We start from the raw sequence: 22,970 nt of genomic DNA on the forward strand, positions 1-22,970 counted from the left end.
CACTATAAATTTCTGCATCTCAATCGGACTTGTACCTTTGTATATGTAATAGTTTAATACAATTTATTGTATTCGCACATTTATCTAAATTTAGTATGAGTATCGAAAGTAAAAGAAGAGAGGCTTTAGTATATCACGCAAAGCCCACCCCCGGCAAAATAAAAGTCGTTCCTACTAAAAAATATGCAACTCAAAGAGATCTGGCATTGGCATATTCCCCAGGTGTTGCAGAACCTTGTTTAGAAATAGAAAAAGATATTTCTAATGCGTATAGATATACTGCAAAAGGTAATCTGGTTGCAGTAATATCTAATGGAACCGCAGTTTTAGGACTAGGAGATATTGGTCCCGAGGCCTCTAAACCAGTAATGGAAGGTAAAGGGTTATTATTTAAAATCTTTGCAGATATTGATGTATTTGATATTGAGGTAGACACCAAAGATGTGGATGCTTTTATTGAAACGGTAAAAAATATTGCACCAACCTTTGGAGGAATAAACCTAGAAGATATTAAAGCTCCTGAAGCTTTTGAAATCGAAAGAAGACTAAAAGAAGAGTTAGATATACCAGTAATGCATGATGATCAGCATGGTACCGCAATAATTTCTGCTGCGGCTTTACTTAATGCTTTAGAGATTGCAGGTAAAAAAATCGAAGACGTAAAAATAGTAGTGAGTGGAGCAGGTGCAGCGGCAGTTTCCTGCACCAGGCTCTATAAAGCTTTCGGCGCAAAAGCAGAAAATATTGCAATGACCGATAGTAAAGGAGTTATACGTAAAGACCGCGATAATCTTACCAAAGAGAAAGCAGAGTTTGCAACTGATAGAGATCTAAATGAATTAGAAGATGCTATGAAAGATGCAGATGTCTTTATTGGTCTGTCAATGGCAAATCTTGTGACTCAAGAGATGTTGGTATCTATGGCAGATAACCCAATTGTTTTTGCAATGGCAAATCCAGATCCTGAAATAAAATATGATCTTGCTATAAAAGCTCGTAAAGATGTGATTATGGCTACAGGAAGAAGCGATCATCCTAACCAGGTAAATAATGTCTTGGGATTCCCTTTTATCTTTAGAGGAGCATTGGATGTTCGTGCAACAGGAATCAATGAAGAAATGAAAATGGCAGCTGTAAAAGCATTAGCAGAATTGGCCAAAGAACCTGTTCCTGAGCAAGTAAATATTGCCTATGGAGAAACACGTCTTAACTTCGGGAGAGAGTATATAATTCCGAAACCCTTTGATCCACGTTTGATTGCAAAAGTACCTCCGGCAGTTGCAAAAGCTGCAATAGAAAGTGGTATAGCAACAGAGCCAATTACAGATTGGGAGAAATATGAGAATGAGTTGCTTGAGCGTATGGGTAATGATAATAAATTGGTGAGATTATTACTCGACAGAGCAAGAACAAATCCAAAACGAGTTGTCTTTACAGAAGGAGACCACTTGGATGTTTTAAAAGCTGCACAAACGGTAAAAGAAGAGGGTATTGCTTTTCCAATTTTATTAGGACGTAGAGATATTATTCTGGAACTGATGAAAGAGATTGATTTTGATCCAAGTGATATTACTATTATCGACCCTAAAGCAGACGAAGAGTATGATCGCAAAAATGCATACGCCAAAAAATATTGGCAAACCCATAAACGTAAGGGGATAACATTATATGATGCAGAGAAATTAATGCGAGAGCGTAATTATTTTGCTGCTATGATGGTTAATGAAGGAGATGCCGATGCATTACTTTCTGGATATTCTAGAAGTTATGCTTCAGTAGTAAAACCGATGCTAGATCTTATAGGGCTGGCAAAAGGAGCTACTCGTATTGCTACAATGAATGTTATGATGACCGATAAAGGACCATTATTTATAAGTGATACCTCTATTAATATAGATCCTTCTTCAAAAGAATTGGCTAAAATAGCTCAGATGACAGCCAGAACAGTAGAGATGTTCGGAATCAAACCTGTAGTAGCTATGATTTCTTATGCCAATTTTGGATCATCAAAACATGATAATGCTTCAAAAGTACAGGATGCAGTATCGTATTTGCATCGATATTATCCAAATCTGGTTGTCGATGGAGGATTACAAATGAATTTTGCACTGAATAGAAAAATGCGAAAAGATAAATTCCCATTTTCTAAGCTTAATGGGCAAAAAGTAAATACTCTGGTGTTTCCTAATTTGGATGCAGCAAATAGTAATTATAAACTATTAAGTGAATTAAATAATGCAGAATCTATTGGTCCTATTATGATGGGTATGCGTAAACCGGTACATATTTTACAGTTGGGGGCAAGTGTAGAGGAAATGATTAATATGGCGGCAGTAGCTGTTATTGATGCCCAAGAGAAAGAAAAAAGAGACTTGCATTTATCTGCAATGTCTAAGGATATTTAGAATATAAGATACATATATTTAATTATTTTTTTAAGCCAGAGTTCTTAGTAAGAACTCTGGCTTTTTTAATATCTCTTTTATTTAGGTTTGTCATGCTGGCGTATGCTGGAATGATGATTTACCCCAAAAGATCTTCCAGAGGGTCAAAAAGGCCTTCGACTAGATCTATAAAGGCCAAATTTAGGCTTTGATGTTTCAAAATTGGGTTTCAGATTATAAGTTGAAACTATTTTTTATAAATTACATAGTAATATTGTATTAAAAGAATACATCATGAATACATTGAAAGAAGTAATACAATCTACAGAAAAGAATTTTACTCACATACATGCAGGTATAGACAAAGTTGCTTTTACTCAAAAAGTACATGAATTATTACAATCTCATGGTTATACACTAATTCAGGGAAATGATGCAAACGGAATGTATGAGAAGGGAAATCGAGTATTACGAATTTTATTGGGAGCATTTATCCAATATTTCAAGTTCCAGATAAAAACAGTAGAAAATGCAGAACATCTAGAAGTTACTGTATCCCGGGAAACATCTGGAATGTCAGGAGGGTTAGTAGGAATGAATCAGGTTAAAAAAGAAATGCAAGCTATAGAAGAAACATTTAAAAATTTATAGTAGCATTAAACACTTTCGTCAAAAAGAAGAGTGAGAGGGCTAAAAAGAATCTCGGATTAACTCCAAGAGTTAAAAATTCAACCTTTTGGGTTAAATTTTCAGCTCCCTAGGTTAAAATTTCAATGCAACGAGTTAAAAGTTTAATCAGTAACGTTAAACGCTTCATCAAAAAGACGCTCGAGAAGGTCAAAAATACGTTCGATTAGAGATATAAGATTCAAATTTAGACTTTGATGTCCCAAAATTGGGTGTTATACGTCCAATTTTGAAGGTCAGAGGTTCAAATTTGGAATATCAATATCCAAATTTGAACCCTAAAAATCTAAAATTTCATCAAAAAGACCCAATGGAGCGTCTTTTTGATTCATAGCTTTATAAGAAGCTCTCAAATGTGAACCTATGTAACTCAACTTTGAAAGGCTAGTGCTCAAAATTGAGTTCCTCGCTCGGATATAGTATGTGCTGGTTGCAACTAATACTGGTAAGGATGAAATGACAACTATAAGTTTTATAATTTATGGCTGTTTTTTTAGTTTGTTAGTATAGTTTTATGTGGCACACTAGTCACAGACTAGCGGCAGCTGGGGGATTCTAATAGCAGTGTTCAATCTGCTTATGATAAATACAATAATTTATATGAAAATAATCGAAACAAATTTTAGAACTTTTATCTTTTCTGTAGTTATAACCTCTTTCTTTTTCTCTTGTGGAAAAGAAAGAGGCCTATCAGAAAGAATTACTTTAGAAATCATAGATAAAGAAATTCATTCTAAATTTTTTAAAATTGAAAAAAAGAATGATTTGTATGGACACGACCCAGTTTTTAATACTATCCGATTTAAGATTACAAATCACACTAAGAAAACTCAGGTGATTTATCCTTTATGTTTTTATTCTAGATATAAAAGAGGTTGCTGTGATATGAATTCATTTCCTAAAAAATATACTGGGTTAAATTTAAACAATCTGTTGATAGAAGATGAATTCGGAGATTTTTTAAATTTTAATTCTTTTTCGGGTTATTTGGGTGATGATAGAATGACTGATTATATTTTTATTCAAGATTCTTTAGTTAATTTGCATTATATAAAGTTGGGGTATAAAACAAATAAAGATAATCAAGTTGTTGAAGGAGTAAAATATGATTTCTACAACAAAAATACGATAATGATTGAGCCAAAAGAAACACTTTTTTTTGAAACTTATTTTAGTTTTCCTTATAATAAAACTTCATATGAAAGTTCTACAAGTTATTTTATGTTTGATAAGGATAAAAATTATAAATTATCATTAGTTTTTTATTCTGATACTACTAATGTTAAAAAAGACATGTCAAGAATTCAAAGGTTAAATCATGAAAATAATGATAGAGAATTTTTTTCTGGTGAACTAAAATCTAAAAATAGTATTCCTATTATATTTCATTAGATTTTTCAGTTTCACTCGGGCATAGTATGTTCCCCGTTGCCGCTAGAGTGTCTCTATTGACAAGTATGAGTGAGCACAAGAGTAAGTAATAAAAGATAAGAAACAGTTACATTGATGTAGCTGTTTCTTTTGTGTGTTATATGGTAAAATATATTATATATAGTTTTCGCTTGGGTATAATATGTGCTGATACAGTTTTAGGTGGCATACTAGTCACAGACTAGTGGCAGCTGGGGAAGTTTTAATCTTGTTTTTATCCATAGAATGCGCTATCTAGTATAACATGTGCTGGTGTTAGTTTGTAACTAGTACCAGTGAGAATAAAATAATACATAAGCTATAGGTTTTATAACTTATAGCTGTTTTATTAGTATGTTAGTAGTATGAATGTTAAATACCTGGCCATCATTATTAGCAGTATGCTGTCTTTTGCAAGCCATTCGCAAAACGATTTACGATTTAGTGAATTAGTAGCGTATATTAAACAAGTAGAATCACCAATGGTATTACAACAAGAAGATGCCAGAGTATTAGTAAGTAGTAATCAAGCGCAAGTGATCACAAGTAGTACGGCTGTAAATGGTTATTGTTATGGTTGGTTGGATGAAGCTACATTCAAAAAAAATAAAACAGAAAAAACAAGGTTGTTCTATGGGGGAGAAGACCGTTTTTGGTTAAATCCCTTGGGAAGTAGATTTTCGCTGTACTATGGTCAAAAAAAGATACAACAAGAAAACTGGAAAGTTCCTGATCTATTTGTAAATGCAATATTTCCAAAAGTAGAGCAGTCCAAAACCAAAGTGACATTTAAAAAAGAAAATGCTGAGGTTGTCAATAACATTGGGACAACATTTAATATCGATATCGAGCGACAAATTATATTATATACTAAAAAGGAAATCAATAAAATACTTCAAATCACAATACCAGAAGAGATCAAAAGTGTGGGTTTTGGTTCAGAAACTACAGTTACAAATAGAGGAGTGTCTTGGGAAGAGAAAAAAGGATTAATCACACCTTGGGCTATTGGTATGTTTAAAGGAACTACTACTGCAGTGGGGATATTTCCGTTTAGCGGTAATGCAACTTCGCTTGACTTAAGTGCTTATTTTTTTAATACAGAAAAAGATAGAGTACGTATAAAAGATAGTGTTGTGTATTTTAAAACCGATGGAGAAAAACGAAGTAAAATAGGATTGCCGCGTGAGCATAGTAAACCTGTGATTGGTTATTATGATTATGAAAACCATCGATTAACCATCGTAAAATATACCTTAGATAAAAAAGGAAAATATCTAAGTTCTGACGAAGAACATTTAGAAGATCCTTACCATGGCGATGTGGTAAATTCATATAATAATGCTTCTGATGCTAATGGCAGTACATTTTTTGAATTAGAAACCACTGCCCCTGCAAAAGCATTAAAAACAAATGAATCGGTTAGTCATTTACATCAAACATTTCATTTTGAGGGAGAAGAGTTGTTTTTAAATGAAATTAGTAAAACGATTTTAGGATGTGAATTAATGGGGTTAAACAATGTTTTAAATAGTGGTAAATAAATATTCTTTAACCCGTTGTCTATTTAGAAGTTAATAGTTTTTTGGATCTGAAACCCTAAATGTATAATGAGTAATTCTTAATAAAATTATAACAAATTTAAGCTCTTTATATTATCATTTTTAAAGGTTTTTTTATTCTAGTTATATAGTAGAATTTTACTACATTTGGTTGCTTAACATCAACTTAGCATATGATCACACATATCAAAGGGAGGCTTGTAGAGAAAAACCCAACTGATGTTGTTATAGATTGTGGTGGAGTAGGGTATATCTTACATATTTCATTACATACGTTTTCGTTACTTCCAGAAGGAGAGTCGTTGCAACTATATACACATTTACAGGTTAAAGAAGACTCTCATACGTTATTTGGTTTTGCAGAAAAATCAGAACGAGAAATTTTTAGACTTCTAATTTCGGTTTCAGGAATAGGTGCAAGTACAGCAAGAACTATGTTGTCCTCATTGCATCCCGATCAAATCAAAGAAGCCATTGCGGGGAACGATGTTGCCACCATTCAATCAATTAAAGGAATTGGAGCTAAAACTGCACAGCGTGTAATCATAGATTTAAAGGATAAAATACTTAAAGTTTATAATATCGACGAAGTTTCCTTGTCACAGAGCAATACTAACAAAGATGAAGCGTTATCTGCTTTAGAAACCCTTGGATTTAATCGAAAACTTGCAGAAAAGGCTATTGATAGAGTCCTAAAACAAGCCCCAAAAGAAACGGTTGAAAATATTATTAAACAGGCACTAAAAAATTTATAAAAACATTGAGTTCTTCAGATTCCTTACGCTTTAATTTTTTTAGATTACTAGTATGTTTGATAGCACTTTATAGTGGAGTGTTACATGGTCAGGATACCGAAAAAGTTCGGGATTCGACAAGTACAACATTTTCTTTGGGAGAACTTTCTTTACCAGATCCCAATAGTATTGTTAGTAAATACGAATATGACCCAATTACTAATCGATATATTTACCGACAAAAGCTAGGAGATTTTAATGTAAGATATCCACTTTTTCTAACACCATCTGAGTTTGAAGCTTTGGTGGCAGAAGAACAACGAAGATCTTACTTTAAAGAAAAAATAGAGGCATTTAGTGGTAAAAAAGATGGAGCAGAAGAGAAAAGAAAGAACTTACTTCCTATCTTTTATGTAAACTCCAAATTTTTTGAAAGTATTTTTGGCGGAAGTGAAATAGAGATTATCCCGACAGGATCCGTAGAAATGGATTTGGGATTATTATTTACCAAACAAGATAACCCTGCGTTCTCTCCTCGTAATCGTAGTAATTTTACATTTGATTTTGATCAGAGAATAAGTCTGAGTTTGTTAGGTAAAATAGGAACACGATTACAGGTTACGGCAAATTATGATACAGAATCTACTTTTGATTTTCAAAATCAGTTAAAACTTGAATATACACCTACAGAGGATGATATCATTCAAAGTATCGAAGTTGGTAATGTAAGTATGCCATTAAATAGTTCCTTGATCCAGGGGGCCCAGAGCCTTTTTGGAGTAAAAATGGGATTGCAATTTGGAAAAACCACAATTACTGGTGTGTATTCAGAACAACGGTCTGAAACCAGATCTGTAAATGTCGAAGGAGGAGGTACCGTAGAAGATTTTGAACTTTTTGCATTGGATTATGATGAAAATCGACATTTCTTTTTGTCTCATTATTTTAGAGATACCTATGATGCATCTTTGGCAAGCTACCCTTTCATTAATAACAATGTACAGATTACAAGAATAGAGGTATGGGTAACGAATAGAGCAACAAGTGCACAAACACTGACTAATGCTCGTAATATTGTTGCGCTTCAGGATCTTGGGGAATCTCCGGTGGATGGTAATTTTACAATTCCGACAACATTATTTAATTCGGGAGCTGGAGCTTTTCCTGATAATGGTAATAATGACCTTGACCCGACTACAATCGGTCCCGCTGGACCAATTACCGAAGCAGTTAGACAAATATCAACAGTGCAACAAGGATTCATTGGTCCAATTGCTGGCTTTAATGAAGGGTTTGATTATGCGATTTTAGAAAATGCAAGAAAATTAAACACGAGTGAGTATACTTTAAACACCCAACTAGGATATATTTCTTTGAACCAAAGATTGAATAATGATGAGGTTTTAGGAGTTGCTTTTCAATATACTGTTGGAGGACGAGTTTTTCAGGTAGGAGAATTTGCAAATGATGGTGTTGATGCAACGGTTGGAGATAATAGTGGAAATGATACTACAGGTGTAGCTGTAGGTTCAAGTCAAAGTTTGGTGGTTAGAATGCTAAAAAGTCCAATCGTTAATGTAACATTACCGATTTGGGATCTGATGATGAAGAACATCTATAGTACTGGAGCATTTAGGTTAGAACAAAACGATTTTAGATTAAATATTTTGTATTCGAATCCTTCTCCTGTAAATTACATTACTGCTGCAGAAGGATCATCGGTTCCGTTACCAGATGATGTTGAGCAAACCACCTTACTTAAAGTTTTTAATTTAGACCGCCTTAATCCAAATAATGACCCGGTGCAAGGAGGGGATGGTTTCTTTGATTATGTGCCTGGTGTTACAATTGATTCGCAGAATGGACGAATTGTATTTACTACTATAGAACCGTTTGGGGAGCACCTTTTTAATAAATTAGATAATGGTCCTGTAGGGTCAGTGTATACTAATCCGAGTTCTTATAACCCTAACCAAGCTCAATATGTATTTCGTGATTTATATACTGAGACTAAGGTTATAGCAGAACAAAAATCTGCTGATAAAAATTATTTTCAGCTTAAAGGAAGATATAAATCTTCGGGTCAGGATGGAATCCCATTGGGAGCCTTTAATGTACCTCAAGGTTCTGTTACGGTTACTGCGGGAGGAAGAACATTGCAAGAAGGGGTAGATTATACAGTAAATTATCAATTAGGAAGGGTAACTATTCTTGATGAAGCATTATTGGCATCAAATACTCCAATTCAGGTTTCGACAGAGAATAATGCTGTTTTTGGGCAGCAAACAAAGCGATTTACAGGTTTAAATATCGAACATAAATTTAGTGATGATTTTATTATAGGAGGTACTTATCTAAATTTGAACGAAAGACCAATTACCCAAAAATCTAACTATGATTTTGAACCTATAAACAATACCATATTAGGATTTAATGTTGCATATGCTACAGAAGTTCCTTTTCTAACCAGAATGGTTAATAAATTACCAAATATAGATACAGATGTTCCTTCTAATGTTTCAATTAGAGCAGAAGGGGCATATTTGATTGCTGGCGCACCAAAAGGAGCTGATTTTGATGGTAAGGTAACAACATATATTGATGATTTTGAAGGAGCACAAACTAGAATTGATGTAAGTTCACCATTATCATGGGAACTTTCTAGTGTGCCGATTGGTTTTGGAGATCCAGCGAACCCAACAAGTGATGTAGTTGTTGATGGTATCCAGTCTGGGTATCAAAGAGCAAAGTTAAACTGGTACTCTATTGATCCTATTTTTTATAGTAATGGTAGGCCAAGTGGAATATCAGAAGCAGATTTGGCAACCAATGCAAGCAGACGAGTTTTTATTAATGAAATTTTTCCTGATACTGATGTTCAGCAAGGACAAACATTGGCACTTTTTACGTTAGATCTTAATTATAAACCTGGAGAGAGAGGTCAATATAACTTTAACCCCGCTTATGCACCAGGGAGTGCATTGCCAGCTCCAGATCCAAGAAATAATTTTGCAGGAATTACAAGACAGTTAACCTCTACCAATTTTGAGCAGGCTAATGTAGAGTTTATTGAGTTTTGGTTGATGGATCCTTTTGAATATGATGATATAAATAATCCTGGAGGAACAATTGTTTTTAATTTAGGAAACATTAGTGAAGATGTGTTGAAAGATGGAAGAAAGCAATATGAAAATGGATTGCCGGCAACAGGCCAGACAGAAAATGTAGTGAGTACAGAGTACGCTACAGTTCCGGTAAATCAATCTTTGATATATGCATTTGATTCTGATGGACAGGCAAGAATTGATCAGGATACTGGATATGATGGACTGGGAGATGCTGCCGAAAAACAAAAACCAGAATTTGCGGCTTTTCAATCTTTAGATGATCCGTCTGGTGATAATTATACTTATTTCTTACAGGCAGGTGGAAATATTCAGGATAGATATAGCAACTATAACGGTACACAAGGAAATTCACCTACTGATGTATCCAATGATGATCGAGGAAATACAACATTTCCTACTGCAGAAGATGTGAATAGGGATAATACAATGAATACTATTAATAGTTATTTTGAGTATGAAATTCCTATTTTTAGAGGAATGGATATTGGTAATGATGGTGGGACTGGATATATATCAGATATTAGAGATGTTCCTATAACTATATCATCTGGACAAGAATTAAGAACTAGATGGGTACGATTTAAAATTCCGATTTATGATCCAGATAGAGCTATAAATATTAGTGATTTTAGATCGATACGATTTATGAGGATGTATCTTACCGGTTTTGCTCAACCAACATTGTTAAGGTTTGGTAATTTGGATTTGGTAAGAGGTGATTATAGGAGATACGTAGTAGAAGGAAATACGACTAATGACCCTACAAATGGTCTAAATATAACAGGGGATAGTGAAGTTATTGTAACTTCGGTTAGTGAAGAGGAAACTCCTAATTATGTAACGCCTCCGGGAGTAATACGAGAGCAATTAAATAATAATAATAATATAATCAGAGAAGATGAGCGTTCACTTGCGCTTACGGTAAATACTTTACAAAACGACGATGCAAGAGGGGTGTATAAGAATTTTAATGTTGATATGCGTCAATATGAAAATCTTGAACTGTTTTTACATGCAGAGGCTGTTCCTAATCAAACTCTTAATAATGGTGACTTAACAGCTTTTATTAGAATGGGTAATGATTTTACTACGAATTTCTACCAAATAGAATTACCACTAGAGGTTTCTAATATTGGAGATTCTAGTCAAGAAGAAGTTTGGCCATCAAATAATCGTTTAAATCTTGACCTTAGTTTATTACAAAAAATTAAATCTGCAGTCATAGGGCAAGCGGCCCTAAATCCTAATACATTAATATATTTTGATGAAAATGGAGAAAACCCACAAACAGACCCTTCTCCTAATGGTAGTCTTGGAAATTTGAGACTGGGGATAAAAGGAAATCCTAACTTTGGAGATGTTAGAGTAATGATGGTGGGTATTAAGAATGAAAGTGGTAGTGATCAATCCGGAACAGTTTGGTTTAATGAGATGCGTTTAAGTGATCTTAAAAATAGAGGAGGATGGGCTACCGTAGGTAGTTTGGATGCTAATATTGCTGATTTTGCTAATGTCACTGCCTCTGGAAGAATCAGTACTATAGGATTTGGAGGAATTGAGCAAGGACCTAATGAAAGAAGTAGAGAAGATATTAAGCAATATGATTTAACAACTAATGTAAATTTAGGTCAGTTGTTACCAAAAAAATGGGGACTTCAGATTCCTTTTAATTATAGTCGAGGAGAAGAACTTATTACACCACAGTTTGATCCCGAATTTTTAGATTTAGAACTTCAGGATAGGTTAGATAATATCGATGATCCTGCAGAAAAAGAACGTGTTGAGCGACAGTCAACTGACTATACAAAGAGACAGAGTTTTAATGTTATTGGATTGCGTAAAGAGAGAACAGGGGATAGTAAGCCAATGCCATATGATGTAGAGAACTTTACATTTTCTGGAACGTATAATCAAACAGATCATCGCGATTTTGAGATTGAAAAGTCACTGGATCAAAATGTGAGATTGGGAGGAACATATGACTTTAGCTTTCAGCCAAAAGAAATAGAACCTTTTAAGAAAATTAAATTTTTAGGAAAAAGTAAATATTTTGATTTGCTTAAAGATTTTAACTTTAATTTACTTCCGACAAGTATCTCTGTAAACTCTAATATTACTAGACAGTATAATGAGCAAATTTTTAGAGATATTACTTTAGGACCTGATGATATCAGGTTGCCTACATTGTATCAACGTAATTTCCTCTTTGATTGGCAATATGGGGTAAATTATAACTTGACTAAGTCATTAAACTTCAATTTTACATCCGCAAATAATCGTATTGTCAAAAATTTCATTGATGAGAATAATAATGTGGATAATACCATTGATATATGGAGTGGATTTTTTGAAATAGGAGATCCTAATACTCATAGTCAGCAATTACAGGTAAATTATGAGGTGCCTTTTAAGAAAATACCTGCACTTAAGTTCATTCGTTCAACGTATTCTTATAATGCAGATTTTCAATGGGTGAAAGGTAGTGAAGCTCTTAAGACTTTAGAAGGTATTCCTGACTTAGGAAATACAGTTCAGAATGCAAATGTTCATACCATAAATGGTGCATTAGATATGAACACATTATATAAATATGTTGGGCTGAGAAAAAGAAAAGCAGGAAGAAGAAATACAAAGAAGAAGAAAGATACTAAAGATAAAAAAGGCACAACTGCAGTTGCAGAACGTAAAACACAGCCTAAAAAAAGTCAGAAAAAGGGTAAAAGTAAATTAAGCGTTGGAGCTAAGGCATACAACACACTTATTGGATTGGTTACAGCTGTAAAAAAGGTAAATGTAAATTATCAGCAGGATAATGGTATTTTCCTTCCTGGGTATACCAGAGAACCTGGCTTTGTCGGGACATTGAAACCTACTGTAGGCTTTACTTTTGGTAGTCAATCAGAAATTAGAGATTTAGCCGCTCGTAATGGTTGGTTAACTTTATATGATGATTTTAATCAACAATATCAAGAGGTTGAAGGAAGACAACTTAATATTCAAGCTTCTGTTGGGCTTATAAAAGATCTTAAAATTGATATTAGTGCGAATAGAAATTATTCTGAAACCTATACAGAAAATTATAGAGTAAATCTGGATACCGACGGTAATATAGATAATGATAACCCCTATTCATCACTTACTCCTAATACTTTTGGTAATTATACAATTTCGACCTTACTTATAAAAACGGCATTTAAGAAAAGTGATGAAACTAATTCTGATGTATTTGATGATTTTAGAGAGAATAGACAGATTATTGCTGATCGTTTGGCTACAGAATTCTATGGTTCTTCAACATTTCCAAGAAGTAGTGAACAAGAACCAAATGGATATAGTTATCCGGTAGGTTTTGGGAAGACTAATCAAGCGGTATTGTTACCAGCTTTTTTATCAGCGTATTCTGGAACTAGTGCAGACAAAGTTCAAAAAGGAGCTTTTAGAGATGTACCATTGCCTAACTGGGATGTGAAATATACTGGTTTAATGAACTTAAAATGGTTTAAAAAACGTTTTAAAAGGTTTTCTGTAGCGCATGGATATAGAGCAAACTATACGATTAATCAGTTTCAGACTAATTTGGAGTTTACAAATAGGAATGATGTGGATCAAGCTGGTAATTTTAGAAATCCAGAATTGTACTCTAATGTTAACTTAACAGAACAGTTTAGTCCTCTTATGAGATTGGATATGGAAATGAAGAACTCAGTTAAGATTCTCTTAGAGTGGAAAAAAGATAGGGCATTATCACTAAGTTTTGATAATAACTTGCTAACAGAGATTCAAGGGAATGAATATATCGTTGGTTTAGGATATAGATTTCCTGATCTAACTTTTGCTACCAGGATTGCAGGGAGAAAACAAGTGTTAAAAAGTGACCTTAACTTGAGAGCTGATTTATCTTTACGTCAAAATGAAACCTTAATTCGATACCTTGATCTTGATAATACGCAGGTAACTGCAGGACAGGATATCTATGGGATCAAATTTACGGCAGACTATTCATTAAGTAAGAACTTAACTGCGTTATTCTTTTATGATCATACTTTTTCTCAATATTCCATTTCTACAGCGTTTCCGCAGACGACAATTCGAGGTGGGTTTACATTACGATATAATTTTGGGAACTAAGATTCTTGTAATTAATTTGCTAAATAAGATATTGACAATTGTTTTTTGATAATTTTTTGATGGGTTTTCTCAAAATCTAATAAAATAGATTTATTTTCGTCATCATATATAATAATAACAATTCATAAATATTTTTCGAATGAATATTCCTTCAGATTTAAAATATACAAAAGATCACGAATGGATCAAGATCGACGGTGACGTAGCTACCGTTGGGATTACTGATTTTGCACAAAGCGAACTAGGAGATATCGTTTATGTCGAAGTAGAAACAGTTGATGAAGAATTAGAGCGTGAAGAGGTTTTTGGTACTGTAGAAGCAGTAAAAACAGTGTCTGATTTATTTTTGCCATTAACGGGTGAAATTATTGAATTTAATGAGGCCTTAGAAAGTGATCCAGAGCTAGTGAATAGTGACCCTTATGGAGAAGGTTGGATGATAAAGATTAAAATATCTGATGCCTCTCAAATTGATGATCTAATGTCTGCTGATGGGTATAAAGAAGTTATTGGGGCATAGGTTCCTTTTTGTATTAGTCATAGTGGCCACGTGTGCATTAACTTGGGTTTCTCTATCAAGAATAGTTATTCCAGTTGATGTTAAAGTAGAAGGAAGCGATAAAATAGCTCATTTTATAGCATACTTTGGTTTTACTTCGATATGGTTTTTCTTTCTTTTTTTTTCTGAAAAACTAAATAAAACCTTTAAAAGGAGCTTAATAATAGCTTCAATATTGTGTGTTTTATTTGGGATGCTTATGGAAGTGTTGCAAGCATTACTTACAAGTTATCGTAGTTCTGAGTGGTATGATGTGATGGCAAATACAAGCGGTACAATTTTTGTGGTATTTATTTTTATTGTATTTAAGAATAAATTAATTAAACTTAAGCAAATAAGCCGTTAATCAGATAGATAAACGTTTTTGTTAGCTCGAATATAGATCAGATAAAAGTTAAAAAACTCATTTTTTGTTTTACATTTTTATCTTTAGTTGGAAATTACAAAAGAAATTAGCTATTTTAGCAATCCTATAACGATTATATAATATGGAACCAAAGAAAAATCCTAAAGCAGATTTAACTAGAAAAAGTACTTTATTCCTTCAATTGGGACTTATTTTAGTTCTTTTTATCACATGGCAAGGAATCGAGTGGAAGACTTATGATAGAAGCAATATAGACATAGGTCAGGTTAATCTTGATGAATTGGAAGAAGAAGATGTTCCAATTACTCAAAATTTGAACACACCTCCACCACCTCCACCTCCACCACCTGCACCAGAAATTATTGATGTAGTAGAGGATGAAGAAGAAGTTGAGGAAACTATCATTGAATCTACAGAGACAAATCAGGAAGAAGAGATTGTTGAAGTAGAGGAAGTTGAAGATGTAGAAGAAGAAGAAGAAATAGGAGATGTACCTTTTGCTGTTATTGAAAATGTACCAGTTTTCCCAGGTTGTGAAAACGCTGGTAATAATGCTGCAAAAAAGAAATGTATGAGTGATAAGGTTAAAAAGTTTGTTAACCGTAAGTTTAATACAGAGCTGGGTAGTGAATTAGGTTTGTCTGGTGTAAACAGAATTTATGTGCGATTTAAAATCGATAGATCTGGTAACATTGTAGGTGTTCAGGCAAGAGGACCACACCCAAGATTAGAAAAAGAGGCAAATAGAGTAATTAAGTTATTGCCTAAAATGACTCCAGGAAAACAAAGAGGAAAAGCAGTAGGTGTACTGTATTCTTTACCTATAGTTTTCCAGGTACAGGACTAAGACGAAGAAAATATTCTTATATATCAGAATCCCGTTACATTATCGTAGCGGGATTCTTTTTTGGTATGCTTGTTGATTTAGATTAATTGTAACGTTAAAACTAAATATTATGAGTAACAAGCACGATGCTAATGTACGAAAAAGTACATTGGTGAATTTCCAGATTGGACTTATAGCAAGTCTATTATTTACCTATTTAATGTTTGAGGTGTATACCGCCGTACCGGTTATTAATGTTGAGCCTACGGTCACTATAGAGGAGCCTCCTACAGAATGGAATCAACAGTTTAAAATTTATGAAGAGCCTAAGCCAAAAGAAGTTGCTGTAAAGTATACAAAGCCAGTGGTTGCTCCAGAAGAATTTAAGATTGTTGAGAATTTAACTAAAGATTTAGGGGAAGAATTTAAAAATGAACCTATTGAATCAGAGCCGTTTGATCCTAGTACAATTAACGATGTAGAGCCTATTGTTGATGATCCTCCGTTTTTTGATTTTGTAAAAGTAGAATCTGTACCAGTTTTTCCAGGTTGTGAAACCCTAGGGACAAACAAAGAGAAAGCTGCTTGTTTTTCTAAAAAAATTAGAAAAATCATCTCTAAGAAATTTAACACAGGACTTGGAGAACGATACGGTTTGACAGGGGTGCAGCGTATTTATACGGTGTTTGAAGTTTCGACCGATGGGACTATTCAAAACATTAGAGTTCGTGCTCCACATCCAAAATTAGAGGAAGAAGCAGAAAGAGTGATTGATTTGTTTCCGCAAATGACTCCGGGAAAACAAAGAGGCACGCCGGTAATTGTAAAATACCAATTGCCAATTACTTTTAAAATACAAGACTAAAACATTGAGAAAAAAAAGCCTGTAGGATTTCTACAGGCTTTTTTGTGTTTTGTTTTCTTATTTGGTTAAACTCATATAGATGGTTTGTCTTATTCGTTCTGAATTGATAAAGCCATCTCCAAAACCTTTTGCGTCATATATAGCAGTTAAAGAAGTGTTTTTTGTAACGTCATCTTCAGATTTACCAGCATCAATTTCTTTCTGAATGGCATTAGTAATTTCCTTTAGCATTCTAGAAAAACCTTCAAGATCTTTTTTGGTTGCTAATGATCCGTGTCCAGGAATGATCTTAGTGTCGTCATTAGCTATTAGTAAGGCTTTTTCTGAAGCGTTGATATAGCCTTGGATACTTCCTCCAGATTTGAGATCTATATATGGATAGCGTCTATTAAAAAATGTGTCACCCATATGAAGCACATTCCCATTTGCAAAATATATAAGGGCATCCCCATCAGTATGCGCATTGTGTACATGGTATGCTTTTATGCTTTCTGAGTTAAAATATAACTGTAACCCTTCGTCAAATGTAATAACTGGTAAAGATTGAGGTGTAATATTTCCTTTTTCCTTTTGATTACTCTCCATTCTGGATCTTACGTTTTTCTGCGCAAAGATGGTTGCTCCTTGATTAGCCATATTTTCATTTCCACCGGTGTGATCACCGTGAAAATGGGTGTTGATAACCATGCTAACAGGTTGGTCGCTTATAGTTTTTAAGTTCTTGAGAATTTTGTCTGATAATCTTGCAAATTGATCATCTATAATAAATAGCCCTTTTTCATTTTTGAAAACACCAATATTGCCACCTTGACCAGTTAACATGTAAATATTTTCGGATATAGGGTCTATTGTAATAGTGACTTCTTTTTGTTGAGCATAAGTGTTAGTAAACCAGAATATGAAAAGTGCAGGAATTAGTAATTTCTTCATTAAAATGATGTTTGTGAGTGTTTTTAGCTGATTTAGTCGAAAGTAAGGTGTGAAAATTACTAATGGTTATTGGGGTGATTATCAAAATGTTCTGTCAAAAGGTTTTTATTATTATTTTTTACTAAGGGTGAAACAGTTGTTAAAAGGTGAATTATAAGTAGTTATAAGTTGTCTAGAATGCTTTTAAGACATATCTTTGCACGACTTTTAAAAAAAGCTATTTAGAAAACGTGCAAAATTTGAGCGTGACCCAAGTTAATACAGCAAAATTATCTGTTGTTCAGGATTTTAAAGAAATCACGAAGATGCGTTTGGCATTGAGTGTGGTTTTTTCTTCTGTAGCAGGATACTTATTAGGAGTAGAAACCCTTTCCTGGAGTACTCTTTTACTTCTTGCCATTGGCGGTTATTTTATGGTCGGAGCATCTAATGCATTTAATCAGATTATTGAAAGAGATCTGGATAAACTAATGGATCGTACCAAAAATAGACCTGTACCTTCAGGAAGAATGTCTGTTAATACTGCTTTTGCAATTGCTACACTTTTTACAATTGCAGGAATATCTGTCTTGTATAGTATTAATCCAAAAACTGCAATGTTTGGAGCGATTTCAATATTTATATATGTGAGTTTGTATACGCCTTTAAAAACCAAGACTCCGTTATCTGTTTTTGTGGGCGCAATTCCAGGAGCAATTCCTTTTATGTTAGGTTGGGTAGCAGCGACAAATGATTTCGGAATTGAACCAGGAACATTATTTATGGTTCAGTTTTTCTGGCAGTTTCCACATTTTTGGGCGATAGGTTGGTTTTTATACGATGATTATAAAAAAGGAGGCTTTTTTATGCTTCCTACCGGTAAAAGAGATAAAGGAACAGCAGTACAAGTTATTATTTATACAATTTGGACAGTGGCCACTTCTTTAATACCAGTTTTTGGAGTTACAGGGAGACTATATCTTTCTCCTGTTTCAGGTTTGATAATTTTGATTTTGGGTCTTGTTTTGTTGAGATCTGCTATTCGTCTATACAAAAATAGAGATGCCAAAACCGCAAAACAACTCATGATTATGAGTGTCTTGTATATTACTTTATTGCAAATTATTTATGTAGCGGATAAATTTATTCGAATATGGATTTAACACAAGGAACACAACAAGAAAAAGTCAATAGATCTAAAAAGACCATGATGTGGTTTGCTATGGTAAGCATGGCAATGGTATTTGCAGGGCTTACCAGTGCATATGTGGTTAGTAAAGCCAGAAAAGACTGGTCTATAGATTTGGAGTTTCCTCAGCCTTTTGTGTATAGTATATTTGTAATTATTGCAAGTAGTTTTACATTTTTTCTAGTCAAAAAAGCAATTGAAAATAATAATAGAAACCTTGCGACACTTTTGTTGTTGTCTACTCTTGCGTTGGGAATAACATTTGTCGTTTTACAGTTTGAAGGTTTTGAAGATATAGTTAGTCAGGGATACCATTTTACTGGCCCGACCTCAAATATTATAAGTACATTCATGTTTATCATCATAGTAACGCACTTGGCGCATATTATTGGAGGTATTCTAGTGCTTTTAGTTGTAATTTATAATCATTTTAAACAAAAATATAAATCAGGTCAAACTTTAGGATTAGAACTAGGTGCTATGTACTGGCATTTTGTTGATTTTCTGTGGGTTTATCTCTTTTTGTTTTTGTATTTCGTCAAATAAGTCATAATTATCAATTCGATGCCAAAAAAGATATTGTTTTGAAGATTGCATTCTGTAGCAATTAAAAAATAAATTTGAGCAGGTGAAATGATAAAATTGATTATTTTTGTGGGAAATTTAACAATACCAAATTCTTTATATGGAAACAGCTGTTACTAAAACAGGTACTGAAGATCAAACTTGGGGTGGTGGTAACGAACCGCTCAAGGTAAGTTATGGTAAGATGATGATGTGGTTTTTTATCGTTTCAGATGCACTAACATTTTCGGGTTTTCTTGCCGCATACGGTTTTTCAAGATTTAAATTTATTGACTCTTGGCCAATAGCCGATGAAGTGTTTAATCACTTTCCGTTTTTACATGGTGTAGATGCGCCAATGTATTATGTGGCTTTAATGACCTTTATCTTAATATTTTCTTCTGTAACGATGGTGTTAGCAGTTGATGCTGGACATCATATGAAACAGAAAAAAGTAATCTTTTATATGTTTCTTACTATTATTGGTGGAGCAATATTTGTGGGATCACAAGCTTGGGAGTGGAAAAACTTCATCAAAGGAGAGTATGGTGCAGTAGAAACTAAAGGAGGTCAAATTTTACAATTTGTAGATACCGAAGGGCATAGAGTAAAGCTGGAAGATATTGCAATTATCGATACACACAACGATAGAACACAGCACGAAAGAAAAAATGGAATCTGGTATGAAAAAGAAGCTACGCTTCCGACATATACAATCGAAGAAATAAAAACTGGCTTTGCTAAGCGAAAAGATGTTTTGATCAGAACACAATTGCTTACAGAAAAAGGTGAAAAAACAATATTATCAAGAGAAGAATCTATAAAGAGGCTTAATAGCGATGCTATTGGGATCGTTGAAGGAGCAAATTTAGTTCATAATGAATATGGTACTCCGCTATTCGCAAACTTCTTTTTCTTTATTACAGGGTTTCACGGGTTTCACGTATTTTCTGGTGTAATCATTAATATTATCATCTTTATCAATGTCATTCTTGGGACGTATGAAAGAAGAAAGAATTATGAAATGGTAGAGAAAGTTGGTTTATACTGGCACTTCGTAGATTTGGTTTGGGTATTTGTATTTACATTCTTTTACCTGGTTTAATAAAAATATAGTAGTTATATATTATGGCACACGATACAGCACATCACGAATCGAATACAGCAAGAATATGGAAAGTATTTATCCTATTGTCTGTAGTTACAATAGTTGAAGTAATACTTGGGATCATAAAACCCGCATTTTTAGTAGAAACTACTTTAATTAGTATGAAATTACTAAACTGGATATTTATTATACTAACTATTTATAAAGCATATTATATCACCTGGTCATTCATGCATATGGAAGGAGAAACCAAAGGATTAAGAAGATCTGTAGTTTGGACTGCTGTGTTCTTAATTTGTTATTTGATTTTTATACTTCTTACAGAGGGAGATTATATATATGAAGTTTTTAAAGCTGGACATAAAAGCTGGGATTTTTAACCCTTTTCATGTATACGTTAAAAGCATTGTAAAAAGACGGTTTTTTAAACCGTCTTTTTTATTTTTGTAGTCACGTCCAAATGATGTTCTTAAGGATTGATTTTTGAATAGTTTGGATGAATAAAGTTTATAATCATAAATGAAGAAATTTCTTGTTTTAGGTGTCTTATTCGTTTTGCCCTTAGTGGCCTATTTATTCTTCGCTTCAGGCGTCCATAATTTTGCAAAGCTTCCAGTTTTAAATAAATCGGTAGGAAATCTTAAAAATTTTGAAGCTCTTTCGGGTGAAGAAATTAATTTTCAGGATAAAATTACAGTATTAGGCTTCTTTGGTAAGAATATATATAATAAACAAGGCAATGCCTTTAATCTCAACCAAAAGATTTACAAGAAAAACTATGGGTTTCAGGATTTTCAATTTGTTGTTGCTCTACCTTATGGAAGTGAAAATGCAGCCAGAGAATTATTAGAGGAGCTAAGCAATATTACTAATGTGTCAGAATGGAAATTTATTTTTGGAACCGAAGAAAGTATAAAATCTCTCTTTAAAAGTCTTAATACGCCTCATCAATTAGATGAAAACTTATCTACAAGCTATGTTTATATTATTGATAAGAATGGTGATTTAAGAGGAAGAGATGGGCAATTAAAAGAGAATGAATCAAAGGTGTATGGTTATGATGCAAGTTCTGTAGCCGATTTATCAAATGTAATGGTCGATGATATCAAGGTCATTCTTGCAGAATACCGATTGGCACTCAAGAAATATAAGGCCGACCGTAAAGAGAAATAACGATAAAATTTATGTGATTAAGGTTTTTTCTTATAATCGAATAATTCATTGTTGTTGATTTTGTTTTATTTATGATAAATAACCTATAACAAATAAACCAGAAAGATGAAAAAATACTCATATGTGGGCATATCATTTATTATACTAATCTTTGGGATTATTTTTATTCCTAAAATAGTAAATAGGGTTAAGGGTACTTCTATAGTCAAAAATGATAGAATGAGTGCTTCTAATCCAATTACTAATGAAAAATTAGCCTTTATAAAACTTAACGGAGAACCAAAAAAAGTCCCTGATTTTGCTTTCCTAAATCAAGATAGTATTCTCATTACAAATCATGATTATAAAGGTAAAGTATATTTAGTTGAGTTTTTCTTTACAAGTTGTCCCACAATTTGCCCTAAGATGAATAGGAATTTGGTGTACCTTCAAAATGAATTGAAGGACCATGAAAATTTTGGAATAGCTTCTTTTACTATAAATCCAAAATTTGATACTCCGGGTAGACTTAAAAAATATGCAGAGAATTATAAAGTCACTGATCCCGAATGGCATTTTTTAACAGGTGATAGAGAAGATATATATGAACTTGCCAATGCAGGATTTAATATTTACGCAGCAGAGAATCCAGAAGTTCCGGGAGGTTTTGAACATAATGGTTATTTTGCCTTAATAGATCAGGAAGGGTATGTGCGATCAAGATATGATAGTTCTGGTAATCCTATCATTTACTATAGAGGAACAATTGGTGTAGAAGAGAAAGTAGATGAAAATGGTGAAGAAGAACAGATAACTATTTTATTGCAAGACATAAAAAAACTTTTAGAGAAAGATGAGTAATCTATCAGAAGTAGAAAAAAAATATAACAAGTGGATTGTAGTTTTGTCTATTGTTATTCCTCTGGCTGTAGCTTTGTTATTCGGAGTTAATTTAAGAAAATTGGGGTTTGATGTGCAACCTCTTACTTTTTTGCCTCCTATCTATGCATCAATTAATGGTGTAACCGCTATCATTCTACTCGCTGCATTGTGGGCAGTAAAAAACAAAAAAATAGTACTACATGAGAGGCTTATGAAAATAGCAATTATGTGCTCTGTGCTTTTTTTGTTAATGTATATAGGGTATCATATGACTAGTGATTCTACGAAATTTGGAGGAGAAGGTCTAATACGCTATGTGTATTATTTTATTCTGATTACACATATTGTATTATCTGTAATCGTTATTCCTTTTGTGTTGATTACCTATGTGAAAGCATTGGCTAAAAATTTTGATAAACATAAAAAGATTGCGAGAATTACATTTCCGATTTGGTTATATGTAGCTATTACTGGTGTTATTGTGTATCTTATGATTTCACCTTATTACGTTTAAAA

Annotated in this window: 18 protein-coding genes; 17 read left to right on the forward strand and 1 reads right to left on the reverse strand. The window is 33.3% G+C overall.

The window, feature by feature from the left end:
- Positions 1-95 precede the first annotated feature (95 nt).
- The 10 genes from PQF96_RS15990 to PQF96_RS16035 all read left to right on the forward strand — a co-directional run bounded on the left by PQF96_RS15990 (position 96) and on the right by PQF96_RS16035 (position 16,650).
- The gene (locus PQF96_RS15990; protein ID WP_109435604.1) at positions 96-2,405 is read left to right on the forward strand and encodes an NADP-dependent malic enzyme; all 2,310 of its coding nucleotides are present in this window, start codon (positions 96-98) and stop codon (positions 2,403-2,405) included.
- Between the two features lie 273 nt (positions 2,406-2,678).
- Positions 2,679-3,035: a hypothetical protein gene (locus PQF96_RS15995; protein WP_109435603.1), complete on the forward strand. Its 357-nt coding sequence runs from the start codon at positions 2,679-2,681 to the stop codon at positions 3,033-3,035.
- A 636-nt stretch (positions 3,036-3,671) separates the two neighbouring features.
- A complete protein-coding gene (locus tag PQF96_RS16000) occupies positions 3,672-4,463 on the forward strand; it encodes a hypothetical protein (RefSeq protein ID WP_271767361.1) in 792 nt (263 codons plus the stop codon).
- 383 nt (positions 4,464-4,846) lie between these two features.
- Positions 4,847-6,025 carry a DUF6786 family protein gene (locus tag PQF96_RS16005; protein WP_271767362.1) on the forward strand — a complete coding sequence of 393 codons (1,179 nt, stop codon included), beginning with the start codon at positions 4,847-4,849 and terminating at the stop codon, positions 6,023-6,025.
- 191 nt (positions 6,026-6,216) lie between these two features.
- On the forward strand, positions 6,217-6,798 hold the full coding sequence (gene ruvA, locus PQF96_RS16010; RefSeq protein WP_109435595.1) for a Holliday junction branch migration protein RuvA: 582 nt from the start codon (positions 6,217-6,219) through the stop codon (positions 6,796-6,798).
- A 5-nt stretch (positions 6,799-6,803) separates the two neighbouring features.
- Positions 6,804-14,033, forward strand: a complete 7,230-nt coding sequence (gene sov, locus PQF96_RS16015) for a T9SS outer membrane translocon Sov/SprA (protein WP_456298489.1) — start codon at positions 6,804-6,806, stop codon at positions 14,031-14,033.
- A 139-nt stretch (positions 14,034-14,172) separates the two neighbouring features.
- Positions 14,173-14,553 (forward strand): glycine cleavage system protein GcvH, encoded by a 381-nt coding sequence (gcvH, locus tag PQF96_RS16020; protein ID WP_271767366.1) that lies wholly within the window; start codon positions 14,173-14,175, stop codon positions 14,551-14,553.
- On the forward strand, positions 14,525-14,938 hold the full coding sequence (locus tag PQF96_RS16025) for a VanZ family protein (RefSeq protein ID WP_109435592.1): 414 nt from the start codon (positions 14,525-14,527) through the stop codon (positions 14,936-14,938). Before gcvH ends, PQF96_RS16025 begins: the two co-directional genes overlap by 29 nt.
- A 142-nt stretch (positions 14,939-15,080) precedes the next feature.
- Positions 15,081-15,806: an energy transducer TonB gene (locus PQF96_RS16030; protein ID WP_109435591.1), complete on the forward strand. Its 726-nt coding sequence runs from the start codon at positions 15,081-15,083 to the stop codon at positions 15,804-15,806.
- A 109-nt stretch (positions 15,807-15,915) separates the two neighbouring features.
- Complete coding sequence (locus PQF96_RS16035; protein ID WP_109435590.1) at positions 15,916-16,650, forward strand: energy transducer TonB; 735 nt, start codon at positions 15,916-15,918, stop codon at positions 16,648-16,650.
- Between the two features lie 57 nt (positions 16,651-16,707).
- Here PQF96_RS16035 and PQF96_RS16040 read toward each other — a convergent pair whose 3' ends face one another.
- A complete protein-coding gene (locus PQF96_RS16040; protein ID WP_271767368.1) occupies positions 16,708-17,580 on the reverse strand; it encodes an MBL fold metallo-hydrolase in 873 nt (290 codons plus the stop codon).
- A 239-nt stretch (positions 17,581-17,819) separates the two neighbouring features.
- Here PQF96_RS16040 and cyoE point away from each other — a divergent pair, with 239 nt between their 5' ends.
- From cyoE to PQF96_RS16075, 7 genes are all read left to right on the forward strand, one after another.
- Entirely contained in the window at positions 17,820-18,722 is a 903-nt protein-coding gene (gene cyoE, locus PQF96_RS16045; protein ID WP_271767370.1) for a heme o synthase, read from the forward strand.
- The gene (locus tag PQF96_RS16050) at positions 18,713-19,294 is read left to right on the forward strand and encodes a cytochrome c oxidase subunit 3 (protein ID WP_109435588.1); all 582 of its coding nucleotides are present in this window, start codon (positions 18,713-18,715) and stop codon (positions 19,292-19,294) included. The genes cyoE and PQF96_RS16050 overlap by 10 nt, the downstream gene beginning before the upstream one ends.
- A 139-nt stretch (positions 19,295-19,433) precedes the next feature.
- Positions 19,434-20,417 carry a cytochrome c oxidase subunit 3 gene (locus PQF96_RS16055; protein ID WP_109435587.1) on the forward strand — a complete coding sequence of 328 codons (984 nt, stop codon included), beginning with the start codon at positions 19,434-19,436 and terminating at the stop codon, positions 20,415-20,417.
- Between the two features lie 23 nt (positions 20,418-20,440).
- Positions 20,441-20,800, forward strand: coding sequence for a cytochrome C oxidase subunit IV family protein (locus PQF96_RS16060; protein WP_109435586.1), 360 nt, complete (start codon positions 20,441-20,443; stop codon positions 20,798-20,800).
- 139 nt (positions 20,801-20,939) lie between these two features.
- Positions 20,940-21,593, forward strand: coding sequence for a hypothetical protein (locus PQF96_RS16065; protein ID WP_271767371.1), 654 nt, complete (start codon positions 20,940-20,942; stop codon positions 21,591-21,593).
- Positions 21,594-21,698: 105 nt separating this feature from the next.
- Positions 21,699-22,433: an SCO family protein gene (locus PQF96_RS16070; protein ID WP_109435584.1), complete on the forward strand. Its 735-nt coding sequence runs from the start codon at positions 21,699-21,701 to the stop codon at positions 22,431-22,433.
- Positions 22,426-22,968 (forward strand): DUF420 domain-containing protein, encoded by a 543-nt coding sequence (locus tag PQF96_RS16075; protein ID WP_109435583.1) that lies wholly within the window; start codon positions 22,426-22,428, stop codon positions 22,966-22,968. The genes PQF96_RS16070 and PQF96_RS16075 overlap by 8 nt, the downstream gene beginning before the upstream one ends.
- Positions 22,969-22,970: the final 2 nt, after the last annotated feature.

Origin of the sequence: Aquimarina algiphila, assembly GCF_947494415.1 — a bacterium.
Taxonomy (GTDB): Bacteria; Bacteroidota; Bacteroidia; order Flavobacteriales; family Flavobacteriaceae; genus Aquimarina; species Aquimarina algiphila.

Excerpts from the sequence above, each read along its gene's own strand:
- PQF96_RS15990 (WP_109435604.1), top strand. The coding sequence starts at position 96 with ATGAGTATCGAAAGTAAAAGAAGAGAGGCTTTAGTATATCACGCAAAG.
- PQF96_RS15995 (WP_109435603.1), top strand. The coding sequence starts at position 2,679 with ATGAATACATTGAAAGAAGTAATACAATCTACAGAAAAGAATTTTACT.
- PQF96_RS16000 (WP_271767361.1), top strand. The coding sequence starts at position 3,672 with ATGAAAATAATCGAAACAAATTTTAGAACTTTTATCTTTTCTGTAGTT.
- PQF96_RS16005 (WP_271767362.1), top strand. The coding sequence starts at position 4,847 with ATGAATGTTAAATACCTGGCCATCATTATTAGCAGTATGCTGTCTTTT.
- ruvA (WP_109435595.1), top strand. The coding sequence starts at position 6,217 with ATGATCACACATATCAAAGGGAGGCTTGTAGAGAAAAACCCAACTGAT.
- gcvH (WP_271767366.1), top strand. The coding sequence starts at position 14,173 with ATGAATATTCCTTCAGATTTAAAATATACAAAAGATCACGAATGGATC.
- PQF96_RS16025 (WP_109435592.1), top strand. The coding sequence starts at position 14,525 with ATGGGTATAAAGAAGTTATTGGGGCATAGGTTCCTTTTTGTATTAGTC.
- PQF96_RS16030 (WP_109435591.1), top strand. The coding sequence starts at position 15,081 with ATGGAACCAAAGAAAAATCCTAAAGCAGATTTAACTAGAAAAAGTACT.
- PQF96_RS16035 (WP_109435590.1), top strand. The coding sequence starts at position 15,916 with ATGAGTAACAAGCACGATGCTAATGTACGAAAAAGTACATTGGTGAAT.
- PQF96_RS16040 (WP_271767368.1), bottom strand. The coding sequence starts at position 17,580 with ATGAAGAAATTACTAATTCCTGCACTTTTCATATTCTGGTTTACTAAC.
- PQF96_RS16050 (WP_109435588.1), top strand. The coding sequence starts at position 18,713 with ATGGATTTAACACAAGGAACACAACAAGAAAAAGTCAATAGATCTAAA.
- PQF96_RS16055 (WP_109435587.1), top strand. The coding sequence starts at position 19,434 with ATGGAAACAGCTGTTACTAAAACAGGTACTGAAGATCAAACTTGGGGT.
- PQF96_RS16060 (WP_109435586.1), top strand. The coding sequence starts at position 20,441 with ATGGCACACGATACAGCACATCACGAATCGAATACAGCAAGAATATGG.
- PQF96_RS16065 (WP_271767371.1), top strand. The coding sequence starts at position 20,940 with ATGAAGAAATTTCTTGTTTTAGGTGTCTTATTCGTTTTGCCCTTAGTG.
- PQF96_RS16070 (WP_109435584.1), top strand. The coding sequence starts at position 21,699 with ATGAAAAAATACTCATATGTGGGCATATCATTTATTATACTAATCTTT.
- PQF96_RS16075 (WP_109435583.1), top strand. The coding sequence starts at position 22,426 with ATGAGTAATCTATCAGAAGTAGAAAAAAAATATAACAAGTGGATTGTA.